22 protein-coding genes and 1 tRNA gene are annotated in these 18,222 nt (G+C 34.4%); 9 read left to right on the top strand and 14 right to left on the bottom strand.

Going from position 1 to position 18,222, the window contains the following annotated elements; all coding sequences use genetic code 11:
* Nucleotides 1–597 precede the first annotated feature (597 nt).
* The 10 genes from AC5LWZ_RS11130 to AC5LWZ_RS11085 all read right to left on the bottom strand — a co-directional run bounded on the left by AC5LWZ_RS11130 (nt 598) and on the right by AC5LWZ_RS11085 (nt 7,265).
* Complete coding sequence (locus AC5LWZ_RS11130) at nt 598–2,970, bottom strand: primase-helicase zinc-binding domain-containing protein (protein ID WP_493463706.1); 2,373 nt, start codon at nt 2,968–2,970, stop codon at nt 598–600.
* 10 nt (nt 2,971–2,980) lie between these two features.
* Nucleotides 2,981–3,355, bottom strand: a complete 375-nt coding sequence (locus AC5LWZ_RS11125) for a hypothetical protein (protein ID WP_493463705.1) — start codon at nt 3,353–3,355, stop codon at nt 2,981–2,983.
* Nucleotides 3,356–3,360: 5 nt separating this feature from the next.
* The gene (locus tag AC5LWZ_RS11120) at nt 3,361–3,540 is read right to left on the bottom strand and encodes a hypothetical protein (RefSeq protein ID WP_493463704.1); all 180 of its coding nucleotides are present in this window, start codon (nt 3,538–3,540) and stop codon (nt 3,361–3,363) included.
* The gene (locus AC5LWZ_RS11115) at nt 3,537–3,746 is read right to left on the bottom strand and encodes a hypothetical protein (protein WP_493463703.1); all 210 of its coding nucleotides are present in this window, start codon (nt 3,744–3,746) and stop codon (nt 3,537–3,539) included. Before AC5LWZ_RS11115 ends, AC5LWZ_RS11120 begins: the two co-directional genes overlap by 4 nt.
* Nucleotides 3,739–3,969 carry a hypothetical protein gene (locus tag AC5LWZ_RS11110; RefSeq protein ID WP_086365993.1) on the bottom strand — a complete coding sequence of 77 codons (231 nt, stop codon included), beginning with the start codon at nt 3,967–3,969 and terminating at the stop codon, nt 3,739–3,741. Before AC5LWZ_RS11110 ends, AC5LWZ_RS11115 begins: the two co-directional genes overlap by 8 nt.
* Complete coding sequence (locus AC5LWZ_RS11105) at nt 3,959–4,189, bottom strand: hypothetical protein (protein WP_493463702.1); 231 nt, start codon at nt 4,187–4,189, stop codon at nt 3,959–3,961. Before AC5LWZ_RS11105 ends, AC5LWZ_RS11110 begins: the two co-directional genes overlap by 11 nt.
* Nucleotides 4,182–4,865 (bottom strand): host cell division inhibitor Icd-like protein, encoded by a 684-nt coding sequence (locus AC5LWZ_RS11100; protein WP_493464206.1) that lies wholly within the window; start codon nt 4,863–4,865, stop codon nt 4,182–4,184. The genes AC5LWZ_RS11105 and AC5LWZ_RS11100 overlap by 8 nt, the downstream gene beginning before the upstream one ends.
* 188 nt (nt 4,866–5,053) lie before the next feature.
* Nucleotides 5,054–5,806, bottom strand: coding sequence for an antA/AntB antirepressor family protein (locus AC5LWZ_RS11095; RefSeq protein WP_493463701.1), 753 nt, complete (start codon nt 5,804–5,806; stop codon nt 5,054–5,056).
* A 217-nt stretch (nt 5,807–6,023) separates the two neighbouring features.
* The gene (locus AC5LWZ_RS11090; protein WP_493458816.1) at nt 6,024–6,224 is read right to left on the bottom strand and encodes a helix-turn-helix transcriptional regulator; all 201 of its coding nucleotides are present in this window, start codon (nt 6,222–6,224) and stop codon (nt 6,024–6,026) included.
* 96 nt (nt 6,225–6,320) lie between these two features.
* The gene (locus AC5LWZ_RS11085; protein WP_411592900.1) at nt 6,321–7,265 is read right to left on the bottom strand and encodes a hypothetical protein; all 945 of its coding nucleotides are present in this window, start codon (nt 7,263–7,265) and stop codon (nt 6,321–6,323) included.
* A 181-nt stretch (nt 7,266–7,446) separates the two neighbouring features.
* Between AC5LWZ_RS11085 and AC5LWZ_RS11080 the strand changes: the two genes are divergently transcribed.
* A complete protein-coding gene (locus tag AC5LWZ_RS11080) occupies nt 7,447–8,175 on the top strand; it encodes a phage baseplate protein (protein ID WP_493463700.1) in 729 nt (242 codons plus the stop codon).
* A 14-nt stretch (nt 8,176–8,189) separates the two neighbouring features.
* Complete coding sequence (locus AC5LWZ_RS11075) at nt 8,190–8,540, top strand: phage baseplate plug family protein (RefSeq protein ID WP_493463699.1); 351 nt, start codon at nt 8,190–8,192, stop codon at nt 8,538–8,540.
* A gap of 866 nt (nt 8,541–9,406) precedes the next feature.
* Here AC5LWZ_RS11075 and AC5LWZ_RS11070 read toward each other — a convergent pair.
* The 3 genes from AC5LWZ_RS11070 to secG all read right to left on the bottom strand — a co-directional run bounded on the left by AC5LWZ_RS11070 (nt 9,407) and on the right by secG (nt 11,330).
* Nucleotides 9,407–10,657, bottom strand: coding sequence for an integrase domain-containing protein (locus AC5LWZ_RS11070; protein ID WP_493463698.1), 1,251 nt, complete (start codon nt 10,655–10,657; stop codon nt 9,407–9,409).
* A gap of 183 nt (nt 10,658–10,840) precedes the next feature.
* Nucleotides 10,841–10,926 (bottom strand) — tRNA-Leu (locus AC5LWZ_RS11065).
* A gap of 8 nt (nt 10,927–10,934) precedes the next feature.
* A complete protein-coding gene (secG, locus tag AC5LWZ_RS11060; RefSeq protein ID WP_065651629.1) occupies nt 10,935–11,330 on the bottom strand; it encodes a preprotein translocase subunit SecG in 396 nt (131 codons plus the stop codon).
* Between the two features lie 178 nt (nt 11,331–11,508).
* Here secG and thiI point away from each other — a divergent pair, with 178 nt between their 5' ends.
* From thiI to trmL, 4 genes are all read left to right on the top strand, one after another.
* Nucleotides 11,509–12,957, top strand: a complete 1,449-nt coding sequence (gene thiI, locus AC5LWZ_RS11055) for a tRNA uracil 4-sulfurtransferase ThiI (RefSeq protein ID WP_493463697.1) — start codon at nt 11,509–11,511, stop codon at nt 12,955–12,957.
* Between the two features lie 126 nt (nt 12,958–13,083).
* A complete protein-coding gene (locus AC5LWZ_RS11050; protein WP_493463696.1) occupies nt 13,084–13,803 on the top strand; it encodes a response regulator in 720 nt (239 codons plus the stop codon).
* Nucleotides 13,804–13,833: 30 nt separating this feature from the next.
* Complete coding sequence (gene cpxA, locus AC5LWZ_RS11045; RefSeq protein ID WP_493464205.1) at nt 13,834–15,207, top strand: envelope stress sensor histidine kinase CpxA; 1,374 nt, start codon at nt 13,834–13,836, stop codon at nt 15,205–15,207.
* A gap of 21 nt (nt 15,208–15,228) precedes the next feature.
* A complete protein-coding gene (gene trmL, locus AC5LWZ_RS11040; protein ID WP_366939981.1) occupies nt 15,229–15,711 on the top strand; it encodes a tRNA (uridine(34)/cytosine(34)/5-carboxymethylaminomethyluridine(34)-2'-O)-methyltransferase TrmL in 483 nt (160 codons plus the stop codon).
* A gap of 206 nt (nt 15,712–15,917) precedes the next feature.
* Here trmL and efp read toward each other — a convergent pair whose 3' ends face one another.
* Complete coding sequence (gene efp / locus AC5LWZ_RS11035; RefSeq protein ID WP_034901106.1) at nt 15,918–16,484, bottom strand: elongation factor P; 567 nt, start codon at nt 16,482–16,484, stop codon at nt 15,918–15,920.
* Between the two features lie 32 nt (nt 16,485–16,516).
* Between efp and epmB the strand changes: the two genes are divergently transcribed.
* The 3 genes from epmB to rnpA all read left to right on the top strand — a co-directional run bounded on the left by epmB (nt 16,517) and on the right by rnpA (nt 18,211).
* Nucleotides 16,517–17,542 (top strand): EF-P beta-lysylation protein EpmB, encoded by a 1,026-nt coding sequence (gene epmB, locus AC5LWZ_RS11030; protein WP_493463695.1) that lies wholly within the window; start codon nt 16,517–16,519, stop codon nt 17,540–17,542.
* A gap of 160 nt (nt 17,543–17,702) precedes the next feature.
* Nucleotides 17,703–17,843, top strand: coding sequence for a 50S ribosomal protein L34 (gene rpmH / locus AC5LWZ_RS11025; protein WP_025314679.1), 141 nt, complete (start codon nt 17,703–17,705; stop codon nt 17,841–17,843).
* An 11-nt stretch (nt 17,844–17,854) separates the two neighbouring features.
* Nucleotides 17,855–18,211, top strand: a complete 357-nt coding sequence (gene rnpA, locus AC5LWZ_RS11020) for a ribonuclease P protein component (protein WP_110447160.1) — start codon at nt 17,855–17,857, stop codon at nt 18,209–18,211.
* Nucleotides 18,212–18,222 lie beyond the last annotated feature (11 nt).

The following is an 18,222-nucleotide window of genomic DNA, read 5'->3' as shown; positions in this document are numbered from 1 at the left end:
CATTTAACTGTTTCTTATTTATTATTTAAGGGTTGTTTTTCCTAATCATATAACTAAAAATTACTGATAGTAAATGTATCTTCCTGATGCTTAATGAATAACGAAATAGGCTTTAAGCCTTGTATTTGTTAGTTTTGATGTGTTTTAAAGGATTTAAAAGAATGTTAATGAATATTGAATTGGTGCGTGGGCGGGACTTGAAAAGACTGTATTAAACCTTTTTAATAAAAGTGTTTTATCTATTTAAAATTTACTTCGTATACCTAAACGTATACCTAAAACGAAAAGTGACCCCTAAAATTGGGTATTTTTAGTACTCACTTATTTTTGATTTAAAGTTGATTTTTCGCGGATGTAAAAATCTGTCTAAAGAGGCGGTACCCAAATTTGAGTGTTAAAGAAATTAACTACCCCCCCATTAAAATAAAATTTTATAAAAAACTGTACATACTATACATGATTTCTTGTAAGCCTTATTGTATAAGGGTTTGCGCTATGTATGGTCTACATTTTAACTATACATAACTCTACATTCGAACTGTACATAAAAACAAAAAACCGCCAATCAAGGCGGTTAGAATAGTGACAAACAAAAAGTTAATTAGTAGTCTCTTCTGCTTTAGGTAACCAATCTTTACTAGCGTTTAAATTAAGTTCTAAATTAGTTTTATTTCCTGCTGTATAGCGCTTCTTTATGTATTGCTTGCCGTTCTCGTTCATTGCATAACTTAAAGATGTGCCGAACTGGGTAAGGGATAGAGGATTATTCAGCCCTGTGTTACGGATGTATTCGACATAAGCATGGTAAAGATACTTTCTTGGATTAAATGGCATAATTCCAAGATTCCCTATTAACATACCGTTAGGGCTGTCTAACGCGTCAAAATAGCTACAGAAATCGACTAAATGGTCAGATTCTCTTTTAATAGTCGTTGCTTCTTCTGATTGTTGCTGTTTATGTAATCTTTCTTTAGCTTCTGCTGGACTGGTAAACTCATTTAATAGCAACCTCACAATAGAGGGGAGTTCTTGCTCTATTTTGCTAACCAAGTTTAAATCTCGCTCTTTTTCAGGGATGACCTCGCCAAAGTGAAAGATAACTCTACGCCGTGATATACCGCCGTTACGCTCGTTAAATCTCATTGCCTCGTTATTGATAACCAAGACTACCGCAGGGATTTTACAAGAATAGGGTTGCTTGTGTTTTGGGTCTATTGCGACTTCATCACCGCCAGTAATTGCTTTTAATCCTGCGCCACTGCCCATATAACGCGGTTGGTCGGGTAATATGACTAATGAGTAACCCACGATTAAGGCTCTGTCCCTTGCCTTTTCTAATGCGTCCATAGTGCCTATTACAGTATTGTTTTTACCTGATAACATCGTCGCAATTTCAGCAAAAACACTTTTACCGCTACCGCCTGCGCCTGTAACCTCTAAGAATAATTGCCAGTCATGACGATTAGCCAATATCATATATAGCCCAGCTAAGATATTTTTAGCCTTATCTTGATTGCCTGATGCTCTTTTTAGCCATTTAGCGAAGTTTGGCGCGTGAGTATCAAAAGATTCATTTTCTTTGGCAGGGTAGTAATCAATATCATTACTGACTAATAGCCAATCTTGCTTATTGTGAGGTCTAAAGGTTTGGCTTTTTAGCTCATATACGCCATTTTTAAAGCAGATTAAATCTTTCTGAGGTGTTCCCATTATAGGCAGTGATAACCTGAGCGATTCAACCGCTGAGCTAATTCGCATTGGGTTAAATGGCTCGCCTGATTGAGTGAATAAATCTGCTAATGTCCGCATTAAGACTTTATCGCTAATGGGTTGCCATGCATTAGCTTGATAGTGATAAATTTCATCAGTAGTTAAATTAATGGCGAGGTTATTGTGATAATGCTCATTTAACAATTCGGCGCGCTGACTAGATGCCATTTGCGATAGGTTCATGCTTGATAACTCGTTTTGCATGTTATGTTTTGTTATGGTGGATAACTCTGGTTTTATGAGGTTTTTATCAAATAAACCTGAAGTTTTCTGAAGTCCAAATTGTTGCCTATAATCATCCCAATCACATTTATAATCAGTGTCAGGGATTGTGTAATAACCATTTACCGCTTTAGCCGCTTCTATCGCTTTTTCCTTACCAGTGTTTTTATGACTACCTATATCATTATCACCCGCAATAATAATATTTGCGGTAGAATTAATCTCACGAATAGCTTCGGCTACATGAATAAGATTACCTGCATCAATGGCAGATATCACCAGTGACCGATGGCGGAATTCCGCTATCGATATACCTGTGGCTAATCCCTCACAAATAATAATCTCGTTAGCTGTGAGCAACTCTTTTTTTACCTCGTCAGGCTTGCCCAAATTTGGGTTGACCCATATAAAAGCACCTTTTTTATTCGAGCCTTTCATTAAGTGCTTGCTTCCGTCTGGCTCGATAAATTGACCGCCTGCGTATTCATTATGAAGATTCAGCATGGGCACAAAAATGCGCCCGTTATCTAACAAAGGCAAATCAAAGGTTAACCCTTTCTTGGTCAGGTATTGAGATTGCCCTAATGTTGCTTTAGATAGCAAATACTCGACCTTTTTACATACGGGATTATCTGGTATGTTATCGTTATGTAATTGTTTGGGATCTATTTTTCTAAATACGAGATTTTCCCGTATTTGGTTATTTTGATTAGACAGATTTAAACATTCCGCTACTTTATTTGATGCTTCGTTAGCGTCACATTGACAATAGTTTTTGATAAGCTCTAAGCCATCACCACTACCACACTGGTTACAGATGTAAGTACCTCTACCATTTTGGTTATCAAATCTAAATCTATCTTTACCACCACAGACAGGACAAGGGCAATGTTTGCCATTACCCACATCAATACCTAATGAACTAAAGATTGATTGCCATTTACCTACCGCTTGGGTGGTAATTTCATTTATTTTCATTACCGCCCCCTTAATGGATTGTCCCGTTAGATTCAGCTTTGATATCTTCGACTAAATCAATAAACAATGTTGAAAGTAATTTTTGTCCTAATGAGGTTAATGCTAAAGGGGCATCTGTACTTTCTATGTACATGTCTTTCAACATTCCATAAGTGCGATTTAATCCCTCTTTTTCTCCGAAATCCTCAATCAAGCATTGCTTAAGATTGATATCTAAACCTAAGACAATTAAATCTTTGTTAATATCAATCTTAGTGCCTTCATGAATAAATACCTGACTATCATTTTTGTTAATCTGCTCAATTAAAAACAAACCTGCCACTATCGCCATAGTTGAATCAACGATGATATGGTGAATTGTAGTTATTCTTTGTTGGTTATCCATAATAATTACTCCTTAATTTGTTCCATATATCGCCTAACTTCGGGCGGTAATCGTTTGGTTACATCTGCTAGCAAGTGAGGAATGTCTGCCTTGCCAAAAGAAAGAATTTCCATATATTTGTTATTTTTGAACCTTAGCGCGGTGAAAGTTCCATTACTATTTTGTTTGAAGTCAAATTCTTTCATTTGCTGATACCTCGCTCTGTTTCACTTCGAAATAGCTTTTTAGAATCAGTTATTAGGTCTGATATCGCACCAAGCACATATGAGCGTAGTTCATTGCTTAATTGACTACCTGAATCGCATTCACACATTAAAAGCATTGTTATTGCGTCTGCCTGACCGAGTTTTGAGTTAATAGTATTAATTGCATCTAAAGAGATATTAGGCATTGTTATCTCCTTTTAAATCGATATTTAATAGTTCTTTGTACGCATCTTCGAGTAAGTCACCAGTCGCCCAAAGTAAATTACCTGTATCGCAATGGTTAATAAAAGGCTCGTCTAATCCATCGTCTTTATAATTATGGTTATCTAAGATTACCCTAATCATGCTTTGAGCTTGCGATAGTTTGGTTTCAATATTATTTATTAATCGATGGTTATTATTGCGCATTGTCTTTACTCCCTAATAAGTGGTATTCCTGCAGGTCATTAAAGGCTTGCTCTGCTAAATCGACTATAGCCCATAGCAAATTACTCATATCCGATTGGTCAATAAAAGGCTCGTCATACCCTGATAATTTGTAATTTGTATTATCTAGCGCGATTTTTGCCATACTTTTAACTTGAAGAAGTGTGCCTTCAACTTTACAAACTAATTGATGGTTATTCATGGCTGTAGCCTCCCCAAGTTCTAGCTCGTTCAATGATTGGGGTTAATCGAATTCTTGCGATAAAGATAAGCGATTGCTTGCCTAAGCTCTTACGCGCTTCTCGTTCAGTTGTAGCTGTAGTTTGGATAACTTGAGCGGTTGAAAGGTCGTAAAATTTAAATAGTTTTTGTGTGGATACAATAGGGTTAGGGGTAGTAGTCATAATGACAGCCTCCAGTAGATAATTATTAAGATAATCACCGCTAGAGGTTCCAATCTCGTTGGCGGTGACATTAGCAGGGTTGGAACTACTAGCTCTACTGGATACTAGCCACCCTTTCGGATGCCCTACTAACGCCACCATAGAAAAAGATTTGATAAACAGGCGTGCGCAAGTATTGACACAAAAAAAGACGCTTAGGGCGTCGTGTGTCGCCAGTAGGATAAACAGGGTTCCAATCCTGACACTAGATTTTGCTAGTGCAAGATTAATATAGCCCAAAGTCTGAAATTCATGCAAGCGATTTTTTATTTTTACCTTCGTTATTACTGATTGACGCGAAAAACTCACCAAACCAAATAAGAAATAATTTACTAGCTTAATACCACTTTTTGGTGGTATTTGTTTTCTTGGTTTCCTTTTTATGGACTGACAAAACTTAGTTATTAATATTCTGCTTTCCCTTTTTATGGACATGCAAAACCATTTTTTAAAATTCAACCTCATGCAATAAGTTTTCCGATGCATACACGCGCGCGTAGTGATATCAATAAAATCTTCTCTAACGTGTCGGAAAATTGCGCCGTAGCGATTCATTGGGCGATTATTTAAGGGTTGGGTATACATCTGTATTGCTAAATTGTTATATAAGCTTGTAGTCATTTTTAAGCCTCTTTGCCAATTAATCTAGTCATATAGCTTTGTGATAGCTTGATTAGTTCTGCTTTCCTTTGCTCATAACACCAACCCAACTCAATTAGTGTAATATTAGAACGCTCAAGGTAAGCTATTTGGCTTAGTTGTTCTTCATTGAGGTAATCGCGGATATCACCAGTTATATTATGAGTTTTTCGGAAACCTTTAGCTGTCATACCTAGTACAATACCGTTAATCATATTAAATTCGTTGGTATAGTTATGAGGTTTTGTCTCTTTACCAAGTGATAGCCTGTGTAGAGTTAATGCATCACACATAGGACGACTATAATTTGCAACTTCATTGCGTGCCTTTAAGCGTTTTAGTTCTTTCTTTTGGATGGCGGGTGCAATGTTCTTAAGGTGTTCTTCACAACGAATAAAGTATTTTCTGATAGCTCGCCCGTGTTCATTGTTTTCAATCATTGCTAATTCTTTAGCGGTTCCAATTGTGAGAATATAATCAATACTTTTCCGGTCTCCGCCTCGCTTAGTTGTCCACTGTTCATTATTTGTGCTTTGATTCCTGAATTCTAATGAATCAAAGATTAAAAAATCATCACCTTTAATTAGGTCATATTCTTTTATTCTTCCCTTTATCCATGTAGAAAAATCATTTCCTACTTTTAAGTAAGAATGTAAAGACTTTGCGCTAACTGTTTGCTGTAATTTACCGTTGAATTGCATTTCTATTACTGGTACTAAATTATTAAAATCTGTCATAAGTATTACTCCTAGCGTGTCGAAAAATCCCTCATTTAGCTAAATTTAGGCAAGGGGAGACCGTAACGAATTTTTTCGCTTTACTTTAAAATCAATTAGTTATTTCAGTGTTTTTTAGCTAGACACTTAACGCGAGATTGACTATCATTGGAAGCGTCATTATTCCAGTGTTAGCCCTTTATCATTTCGCGATATAAAGGGTTTTGCTTTATCACCATTAAGCCACCTCTCGACGTTCTACTCTACGAGATTCAAGCCAAGAGTAAATTTCATCAGCGCGATACCCAACGCGACGCAAGCCGATTCTGATTTTTTGGGGAAAAGTTTTATCTTTCTTTTCTAGCGTATAAAGACTAGTGTCAGATTTGAAGTGAAGTAAATCTTTTACTTCTTTTTTGGATAGGATTTGGTTGGTCATTCGTTACCTCATCTAAAAGTTTATAAAACAAGGTAACTGTACCAAACGCCGTATATAAAAACAGATAAATAAATAATTAATTAATAAATTAATAGTTTATTTATTTTTTAAGTGTTTTAAATGTTCTGGTATAACTAATTCGTAATTCAGTTTTAAATCTCTTTCTATTTGTCGAGGTAGTTCATTTGATAAAGATATATACTGTTCAATACTCCCACGCTTTGGAAATTCAGGTAGATGATTAAAATAATCATATATTTTTTGAGATAATGATTTACCTGAACATGTAGGAAATTGCTTTCTTGTTAATTTTGCTATTTCAATAATATCTTTTTTAAAACTATTTTCAGGTCTACCTATGAAACTGCTTTTAACAAAATTAGACTCTATTTTTTCTTTCCCATTTAAAAAATTTTCTAATTCATTAGATGTTATCAACATCTGTTTTGGAGATAGTTTTACAGGATCATCTAATTCAACAATAGCATTAACTTTAATACTTTTTAGTAAGTCTAATTCATTATGCTCTTTCAAAAGACGGTAAGTATCAACAGAAATAGCCCAACTCTCAGCAGGAAGAGAGAATTTATTTATTATTATATCATCGATGATTGGATATTGAATGGTAGATAAATCTATCGCCAACAAAGAGTGAATATAAAATATATCTGAGTCAGAATTAACGAAAGGATATTGATAATTATAGGATGAGATTGGAAATTCTTTCTTTAGTTCTTCACTTCTATAAAATAAATTACAATTTATTCTACCATATTCAGTTTTAATAATATCATTAAAATTACCTTCTTCTGGGAATAGCATAGGCAGCAAATCGAGATCAACATCATTTTCAGCTTGAATAAAAATATTTCCGCATTTACCTGCTGAGTTAGGAGAATAATAATGAACACATAATTCTAATTTTTTTTCAAAAGCAAAATATAATAAATCTTCAGTATCTACAGTTCTATTTTTAATAACTTTATTAATTTTATCAACAGCTTTATTTAAAGTGTAAAACCGTCTTTCTGGTAATGCCATACGCCCCCTCACGCCCCTAATAGATATTTGCGCCAGTTCGCTAGGGTTGCGAATGTTCGGGGATCAGCCTAGACGCAAATAATACTTTAACATACAGTTAGATACATTATAACACTGTATCTATATACATGAATACAATCATGGTAAAATTAGAGGGGTAAATAATTTTTAGGAAAGAATAATGACCTTTCAATCTATATTAAATAAATCATCAAATACAGGTCTGATTATTTCTGAGGCTGGAACATTCAGCCTCGATATTAATACCGTCGAGCAACATACATCAAAATTACGAGTAACGGAAAATCCGATAGAAAACGGCGCTAATATTGCAGATCATGCAGTGTTAGATCCTAAGGAGGTGACTGTTAACGGATTAGTGGTTGGTTATGAGGTTAACACGCCGTCAATTGATAGTATTTTAGATTACGATTACCCCGAATATCCGTTACCTATGGAGGTTCGAGTTATAACGGAACAGGCTGAAAAAAAACTGAGACAGTATTATGAATCGCGTAATCAGACCATCGAAAAAACAGTTAATAATGTGATTGCTGATTTCTTACCTGACTTTCAAACACCATTTTTAAATAATCTATCATCAGACAGAATCAGTGATGCTTATGAAAAACTGTTAGCAATACAACGTAGCGGTGAGCCAGTTACATTGCAAACTAACTCAAGGCAATATAAAAATATGGTGATTACGTCCGTAGGACTTACTCAAAAACAAAATACAGTAGGCGAGTTTATCATAACATTTCGTGAAATATTTATCGTAGAAACTCAAATTGCTAACGGTTTTAAAATGCAAAAGCCGAAAGTTCGCAATCTGGGCAGAACTCAGCCGCAGGAAATAACGGGTGAGGCTAAGCGCGCGGTTCTTGATAGATTACGAAGCATTATTTAAATAGGAATATATAAATGCATACTATACAAACAACATCAGATGACGTGTTAGAGCAAACAGTATCATTATTCGGTATGAATTTAAGGATAACCCTGCGCTATAACTCTATTTTGCGAGGCTATCAATTTGATTTATTTAATATAGACAAAGATGAATATATTACAAAAAATAAGGGGTTATCGGTTGGTAGCCCGTCCCTAATAGAGTTTAATTTGCCTTTTGTGTTAGTTTTGATTGATAAATCTGGGCGCGGAGTTAACTCAATATCTAAAGATGATTTTAACAATAGGATGCAGATCGTGATAATGTCTAAGGATGAATGGCGTGCGTCAATTCGTCAGCGCTCTCAAACTCAAAATAGGTAATCTTCATGAAAGATATAGTCAAAGCCAATAGTAAATATTTAAGCCGTCGCGCTACATCAAAATATCAGGCTCGCACGGTAGCAAGATAGTTGTAAGCCCTTTGATGGGCTTTTTAAATTCAACCCCATGAAAGCGATTAATAAGTTATCTTTATTATGAAGATAACTGTTTTAATTTAACAGAACTGCAACATTGAGCGCTCTTTTTATGGACTAAAGAAACTAAGAATATTTAATTTTCCATGTATTGGGTTGCTCTCTAAAAAAAAGTTAAAAAATCATACAATTGACTGTGATTTTAACTCAGTAAACATGGCCTTATGCTTTTTTATTTCTGTAGTTACCCTTTCTTTCAATAACAATTAGCTTCAGGCATGGCATAAATCATTATAGCTAGATTAAATAGTTTATTATGATCAAACGAAATAATAACATCTTGATTATTAACAAATTGAATATTTGGATTATCTATAATATTAATATAAATCATATTGTTATATGTGTGATCTAAAAGACATATATGAATGTATAGTAATGAATACTTATGAACACTTAAAAAATAAGTATACATAATATAATATATTAATATATATAAAGTTTTTTGTGTTTATGTATAGTATGTATAGTTATATGATAAATTCTAAATTAATGGGGGGTAATTAAATAAGCAAAGTATATGTTGTGCGTAACTCAAATCTGAGTTACGACTAACGTACTGATTTATAAGGTTAAGGGTGACATTTGAAAAAGCACCCCTCAGATATGAGGAGTGGTTTAATATGAAGTTATTGAAGTGAGTAACTCAAATTTGAGTTACGGTTTTATCGTAACCCAAATATGGGGCACGGTATGAATAGCGCGATATGGTTAATGATTAACTAGCTTTAGATTACGGTTACCTGACAATGAGACATTCCCTTTACTGGCTTGCTCGACAAAGTCACCCCACCAGTCAAGCATAATACGCTTTTGTTGCTCATACTCTGCCTTGTTGTAGGCCCTTCTCACTGCGTTTTTATCAACGTGCGATAATGCGCTTTCAATGACATCATAATTAAAGCCTTGCTCGTTTAAAGCGGTACTAGCTAAAGCTCTTAATCCATGCGCAACTAACTTATCTTTGTATCCCATGCGCTTTATTGCCATATTAGCAGTTTGGCTACTCATTGGTTTGTTATAGGGAGGTCTAGCAGTAGGGAATACAAACTCGCTTTTATGATTAATAGATTTCATTATCTCAAGTATTTTTATTGCTTGCGGTGACAAAGGTATATTGTGCGGTCTATCCATTTTCATGCGTTCGGCAGGAATACTCCACAATTTCCTATCAAAGTTTATCTCGTCCCACTTAGCCCCTACGGCTTCACTTGGTCGCGTTAATGTTAATAACTGCCATTCAATCACGCATCTAGTTTGCAATTCAATATTTGCCATAGCCAGTGCTTGCATGAACTGCGGTAATTCAGTAGGGGGTATAGTTGGCTGATTCTTAACTTTTGGGCTATTAAATACGTCGGTAATTCTAGCGAGAGGGTTATTATCGATAATTCCCATATTGACAGCATAATACATTATTTCATTAATTCGCCGACAAACTCGCTTAACTGTTTCGTATTTATTGTTGTTATTTAATGGCTGTAGTGCATTAATTGCTTTAATAGCTGTTACTTGTTTAATGGGAATGTCTTTTATATATGGGAAAACATGATTCTCTAATGAGCGCCAAGCTTTTCTTAAGGTTTGTTCTTCTAATCCTTGTTCAGTTTTGAATTTAAACCATTTTTGCGCCATAGCATAAAAAGTATTATTGCTAGCTTCTTGTTGTAGTTGCTCTTGTTCTGCCTTATGTTCTTGAGGGTCTATACCTTGTTTAATTAATTCGCGCGCTTCGTCCCGTTGTTTTCGCGCTTGCTGTAGTGAAACTTCGGGATAACTGCCAAAACTTATTAATGCCCCTTTTTTGGTATACGGGCGCGTATACTTAAAACGCCAAATCTTAGAGTTATTCGCTTTGATTAAAAGATACATACCGCCACCATCAAATAAAGAATAATCCTTATCTTTTGGTTTGGCTGCTTTTATTTGTGTGTCGGTTAATGGTAGAGTCTTTCTTGCCATAATGATTTTAGGTATACGGGTTTTAGGTATATTGTGTTCGTATACCTAAGCATATACCTAAAAATTCTGGCTGTAAATGTATCATACTGGTGCTTAATAAATAACAAAATAGGCTTTAAGCCTTATGTTTGTAGGTTTTGATGTGTTTTAAAGGATTTAAAAGAATGTTAATGAATATTGAATTGGTGCCGTGGGCGGGACTTGAACCCGCATGCTCTTAGAGCACTACCCCCTCAAGATAGCGTGTCTACCAATTTCACCACCACGGCGCCGTTTTTTATTCTGGAATATCTGATGTAGGATTAATATTCTGTGGTTGAATAACTGGGTCAGCAGTTGGAATTACTTCTCCATTATTACCGCTAGTACTTTCAGTATTTTGTTGCGTAGTCGCTGGAGCACTATCTCCAATATTTTTAAACTCATCACTTGAAGTTGTGTTTTTTGAGCTGCCGAGATTTGATAAAATAATGCTTAACACAAAAAATAACACACCAAGTATTGTTGTTGTGCGAGTTAGAAAATTGCCACTTCCTGATGAACCAAATAAAGTTGCAGAAGCGCCTGCACCAAAAGATGAGCCCATGTCGGCACCTTTACCGCGCTGAATTAGCACTAAAACGATTATCGCAAGTGCGATAAATAAATAACCTATAATTAAAAGTTCGTACATTTCAACCTGTCAATTTTTATGTTATAGAACAGAATTTATTGATGCGAAATATTAGCGAAAGAGTGAGCAACAAGCAAGTATATTTTATTATTTTCTGTATTTATCATAATCAATTGTACGTTTTTAAGGGAAAAATCAGTATAATGTCGCCATTTTTATTCTTGGCAAATGCAGTTGTATGAAATTTATAGTTAAACTTTTCCCCGAAATTACCATCAAAAGTGAGTCCGTTCGTTTACGTTTTATTAAAATTCTTACTAGTAATATTCGTAATATTTTAAAGAATGCTATTAATGATGTGGCAGTTATTCGTCATTGGGATTTTATTGAGGTTCGCCCTAAAGTTGAAAATAGTGAAAATCAAATATTAGAACTATTAACAAGAATTCCAGGTATCCATCATATTTTAGTGGTTGAAGAACTTACTTTTACTGATTTACATGATATTTATGAAAAAGCGTTTAATCACTATGCGCCTTTAATTGAGAATAAAACATTTTGTGTAAGAGTTAAACGACGAGGTAAGCACGAATTTACTTCAATTGAGGTAGAGCGTTATGTCGGTGGTGGTCTTAATCAACATGTTGCTACTGCTAAAGTCAAATTAACACGTCCAGATATTACGGTTAATCTTGAAATTGATAAAGATAAACTTCTACTAGTTAAAGAACGGCATGCCGGGATAGGTGGTTTTCCAACCGGAACACAAGAAGATGTCATCTCTCTTATTTCTGGTGGATTTGATTCTGGTGTTTCTAGCTATATGCTGATCAGGCGAGGCTGTCGAGTTCATTATTGCTTTTTTAATTTAGGTGGCAAAACCCATGAAATTGGCGTGAAACAGATGGCTCATTATTTGTGGGATAGATTTGGAAGCTCTCATAAGGTTCGTTTTATTGCCATTGACTTTTCAGATGTTGTTGGCGAGATTTTAGAAAAAATTGATGATGGCCAGATGGGGGTTATCTTAAAACGAATGATGATTCGTGCAGCCTCTAAAGTTGCACAGCGTTATAATGTTGAAGCTCTGGTTACAGGCGAAGCGTTAGGTCAAGTATCAAGTCAAACCTTAACTAATTTGCGTTTAATCGATAATGTCAGTGATACATTAATTTTACGCCCACTTATCACCCATGACAAAGAAACGATAATTAATCTAGCTCGTCAGATAGGCACTGAAGATATTGCTAAGACTATGCCTGAATTTTGTGGTGTCATATCGAAAAGTCCAACGGTAAAAGCAGTTAAAGAAAAAATAGAAGCTGAAGAGGAAAACTTTGATTTTGCTATTTTAGATAAGGCTGTTGCCGAAGCTGAAAATATTGATATTCGTGAAATAGCTAAACAAACTAATAATACTATTACTCAGGTTGATACCGTTACAACATTAGAAGATAATCACGTTATCATTGATATTCGGGCGCCAGAAGAGCAAGAGGAGCATCCACTGGAAATCGAAAATGTTGAAGTTAAGCTTATACCATTTTATAAATTGGCAACTCAATTTGGTGATTTAGATCAATCAAAGCAATATTTACTTTATTGTGCTAAAGGAGTAATGAGTAAACTACAAGCGCTTTATTTAATCGAGCAAGGTTTTAACAATGTTAAAGTATTTAAACTGTGAATCTTAACAATTATTTACGATATTTTTCTCATATATCTATATAATATTTCCTAAAATATAAAATCTAGTTATCGTCTATTTAATAGATATAAAAACTAAGGATTTTATTACTTATTGAGGATTATAATGAGCAAATTACTTGTAGTTGATGATGATCTAGAAATTGCTTCGTTGTTATGTGAATTATTAGAATTGGAAGGATTTACCGTTGAAGTTGCAAATAATGGTATTGAAGCGTTAGAAAAGTTTGATGATTCCATCGATCTGGTTTTACTTGATATTATGATGCCAGAAATGAATGGATTAAGTGTTTTGTCTTCATTAAGAAGTAAATTCACCGTTCCTGTTATCTTCTTAACAGCTAAGGATAGCGAACTCGATAAAATCAATGGACTTGAACTTGGCGCTGATGACTATATTCTTAAACCTTTCAATGATAGAGAATTGATTGCTCGAATTAACGCTTTATTGCGTAGAGCTAGATGGGATACTGTTGGTAATGAAAGTAATGAAAAACCATTACAATACACTATTGATAAACTTGTGGTGAATACCAAACAGCAATCTGTTTATTTTGATGACAAATACATCGAATTAACTGGCACAGAATTTCAAGTATTACTTAAATTGCTTGAAAATAAAGGAATGACTATTTCAAGAGATACTCTTAGTGAAACGGTGTTGGGGAAAGAATTTATTCCATTAGCACGTTCAATTGACGTTCATGTCTCTAATTTACGTAAAAAACTTCCACCTCGAAGTGATGGCTTACCATGGATTAAAACATTGCGTTCAAAAGGATATCTATTTGTTGTAGATCAAAATGATAATTTGTTGCAAAATTAGCTTTATTCAATATGGTAAGAATCTATGTGGATTTTTGATCGTCTAACAATTAGAATTTTCACAATATTCTTACTTACTATCGCTTTTTTCCTTGCGCTTGTAATGGTATTGCCCGAACTCGACTCACGTAATTTAACTTATTTGGCGAATAAAGATAAAGAGAGTGGTAAAGTTCTTGCAAGTCAGATAGAAAAAGATCTTGCTAAGATACCGAAAGATAGCTTTCGTTGGTGGATGAGATTTATCGTAGTAATGGATAATTATCAAAAAACTGGTCAAGTCCTATTTATTGTTACACCTAATCAGCAAATTATTACTGCAGATACTAAAAATATTGATTTAGTAAAAAGTTTTAGTGAAAAATCGCATGACGTTGATGATCCAGCGAAAAAAGTTTATGATAATCAAGAAATTATTGGTCCATTCCTTATTCATTATGCTAATGATGAATATCAACTGTTTTTGTTACAACCTGCATCAGATATTCAATCTCAATTTGTTAATTTGATTTTTGATCATCCTTTCTTACTTTTGACATTAACCATGTTAGCTAGTTCACCATTTTTGTTGTGGTTATCTTGGAGTATTGCTAAACCTGCTAGAGGGTTAAGATTAGCTGCAGAACAGGTTGCAAATGGTAATTTACAACAGTGGCCTGAGCTTGAAAAAGTTGGTTCTTATGAATATAAAGCCACAGGTGCAAGTTTTAACCATATGCTCAGAGAATTGAAACGGCTGCAAGATCTACAGCAACGGCTGTTTTCTGATATTTCCCATGAATTACGTACGCCATTGACCCGATTGCAATTGGCAACTTCGTTATTGCGCCGTAAGCAAGGTGAAAGCAATGAGGTTTTGCGGATAAATAATGAAGCTTTAAAGCTTGATTCGATGATAGGTGACTTATTGTCCTTAGCAAGGAATCAACATGATAATAATGAAGTTCGTGAATTTAAACCATTAGATGTATTATTTAAAAATGTATTGGATAATGCGACTTTTGAAGCAAATCAAATAACAAAACAATTTTCTATACAAAATTTTCCTTCTAATCATACAATTTTGTGTTATCCAGAAGCGTTATGTAGTGCGCTTGAAAATGTGATAAGAAATGCATTTCGTTATTCAAATCAAAAGATTGTGGTAAATTTCACTACTCAACAACAAAAAGTTGTTATTACCATTGATGATGATGGTCCAGGTGTTGCAGATAATGAGCTTGAGCAAATTTTTAGACCATTTTATCGTACTAATGAAGCTCGAGATCGAGAGTCGGGTGGTACAGGGTTAGGCTTAGCAATTGTGGCGAATGCTATTACTAGAGATAACGGCACAGTTAAAGCTGAGAAAAGTCAGTTAGGTGGGTTGAAAATTGTGATAGTATTACCACTTCAAAAAAATTAATTTTTAAGAGAAAATATTGTGTTGAATGCGCCTTTAAATATTGTGTTGTTTGAACCTGAAATTCCGGCTAATACGGGTAATATTATTCGTTTATGTGCTAATACTGGTTTTAATTTACATATTATCGAACCAATGGGATTTTTTTGGGACGATAAAAAACTAAGGCGAGCAGGACTTGATTATCAGGAATTTGTCGATGTAAAACGTTATAAAAATCTTGATCATTTTTTAGAGGCAAATCAGCTTGATTTGGTTTCACAAGTTTATGCTTTAACTACAAAAGGCCAGAAACCTCATAGTGAAGTCAATTATAAACAAGCAGATTTTTTAATGTTTGGCCCTGAAACTCGAGGTTTACCAAATCGCATTCTTGATGTGCTACCACAAGATAGAAAAATTAGAATTCCAATGGTTGCCAATAGTCGAAGTATGAATTTATCTAATTCTGTAGCTGTAGTTGTTTATGAATCATGGCGACAACTAAATTATATTGGAGCTAAATAAACTAAAATTCTTAATTTAGATATTGTTAGTTTATTGCTGTTCGCTGGTTTGATTGAGTGCTGGATAGGTAATTGCCGAAAAGCTGAGCCTAATTATTGAAATAAAAACCCCTTTCCTCAAAATAAATATTAACTTTTTTATTTAATAAATAAAAAAGAGGTCATATTGACCTCTTTTTTTTAAATAGCATTTATATCTCGTTGATATTATTTAACACGTGAAACATATTCACCAGAACGAGTATCAACTTTAAGTACTTCACCAATTTGTACAAATAATGGAACACGTACTACAGCACCCGTTGATAGTGTCGCTGGTTTACCACCAGTCCCTGCTGTATCACCTTTTAGACCTGGGTCGGTTTCAATAACCTCTAATTCAACAAAGTTTGGTGGCGTTACCGCAATTGGTTGACCATTCCATAAAGTTAAAATACATTCAGCTTGATCAACTAACCATTTAGCATTGTCACCTACAGCTTTAGCATCAGCAGAAAGTTGCTCAAATGTATCGTTATTCATGAAATGCCAAAATTCACCATCAGTATATAAATAGGTTAAATTCATATCAACAACATCAGCGGCTTCAACAGATTCACCTGATTTGAATGTTTTATCAACAGTCTTACCGGAAAGTAATTTTTTTATTTTTACGCGGTTAATTGCTTGTCCTTTTCCTGGTTTATAAAATTCATTTTCAACAATTACACACGGTTCGCCATCTTGCATTATTTTAAGACCGGCTTTAAACTCATTAGTACTAAAAGATGCCATAAAAGCTCCAACTATCATTCTGAATTACAAAAATGAGCCACATTATACAGCAAAATATTGAACAACCAAATAAAGATGAGTGGATTTTTGAACTTGCTAATGTCGTTACCGATATCAAAAAGCTTTATCGTTGTTTGAATTTAGATCCTGAGGCGATTTCTCTGCCTATGTTGCAAGCGAGAAAGCAATTCCCGCTTAGGGTTCCTATGGCTTTCATCAATCGGATGAAAAAAGGTGATAGTCAAGATCCATTGTTGTTACAAGTTCTTTGTGATGAAAGAGAGTTAATTAATGTAGCGGGTTTTAGTGAAGATCCTTTAGAAGAGCAGAATAATACCATTCCGGGATTACTACATAAATATCATAATCGTGCATTATTAATGACTAAAACTGCATGTGCGATTAATTGTCGGTATTGTTTTAGACGACATTTTCCTTATCACAATAATCAAGGCACTAAAAAAAATCTTGGTGCTGCATTGGAATATATTGCAAGCCATCCAGAACTGGATGAAATTATCCTTTCAGGAGGTGATCCGTTAATGGCAAAAGATCACGAAATGGCTTTTTTAATAACCGAATTAGAGAAAATAGCTCATATCAAGCGGTTACGTATTCATAGCCGTTTAGCTGTGGTGATACCTAATCGTATTACTAGCGAACTGTGTCGGTTATTTGCTAAAACTCGGTTACAAATTGTATTAGTTACTCATATTAATCATCCAAATGAAATTGATGATAATGTTACTAATGCTATCAAGTGTTTAAAGGAACATCGGGTAACGGTTTTGAATCAAAGTGTGTTATTGAAAAAAGTTAATGATGATGCTGATGTATTAGCCTGTTTAAGTAATAAATTATTTTCAATAGGCATTTTACCTTATTACATCCATTTATTGGATAAAGTGCAAGGAGCTGCTCATTTTTTAGTGGATGATGATAATGCTAAGCAAATTATGAGACAACTTGCGAAAAATGTATCAGGTTATCTTGTGCCAAAATTAGCTCGTGAAATCGGTGGTGAAAAAAGTAAGCGAGTCATAGCGATTAATGATTAATAAAGGCGATATATTCATTTAATACAGTCCTTACAATTTATGTATTAAAATCTCATTGACGAAAAATAAAATAGCCTCTATAATTCGGACCTCTTTAATTAATGCTGTGGAGTTTATGCTCTACAACTTGTTGATAAATTAGATTTGGATATAAATCGTCATGAAACGCACATTTCAACCATCAGTATTAAAACGTAATAGAACTCACGGTTTCCGTGCACGTATGGCTACTAAAAACGGTCGTCAAGTTCTTGCTCGTCGTCGCGCTAAAGGCCGTGTTCGTTTAACCGTTGCTAGCTAATTTAAAGTTGAGTGACTAAACTCACTTTTCCTCGGGAGTTACGTTTGTTAACTCCCTTCGATTTTAATCGCGTCTTTCAAGAATCTATTCGAGCAGGTTCGCCTTTTCTTACTTTAGTTACACGGAAAAATGATCTGGCTCATGCTAGATTAGGTTTTGCTATAGCTAAAAAACAGGTTAAACGAGCACACGAGCGTAATCGAATTAAACGATTAGCTAAAGAATATTTTCGTCACCATCAACATCAGTTTCCTAATATCGATTTTATTTTGATGGCTAAACAGCCTGTTATACAATTGAATAATCAACAATTAGTTGAGACATTAGACAAACTATGTCAACAAATCATCAAAAAACAAAGAAACTGAATAAATTAATA

The sequence above is a fragment of the Gilliamella sp. LMG 34362 genome (genome assembly GCF_984569125.1).
This window is presented reverse-complemented; position numbering and strand designations above follow the sequence as displayed.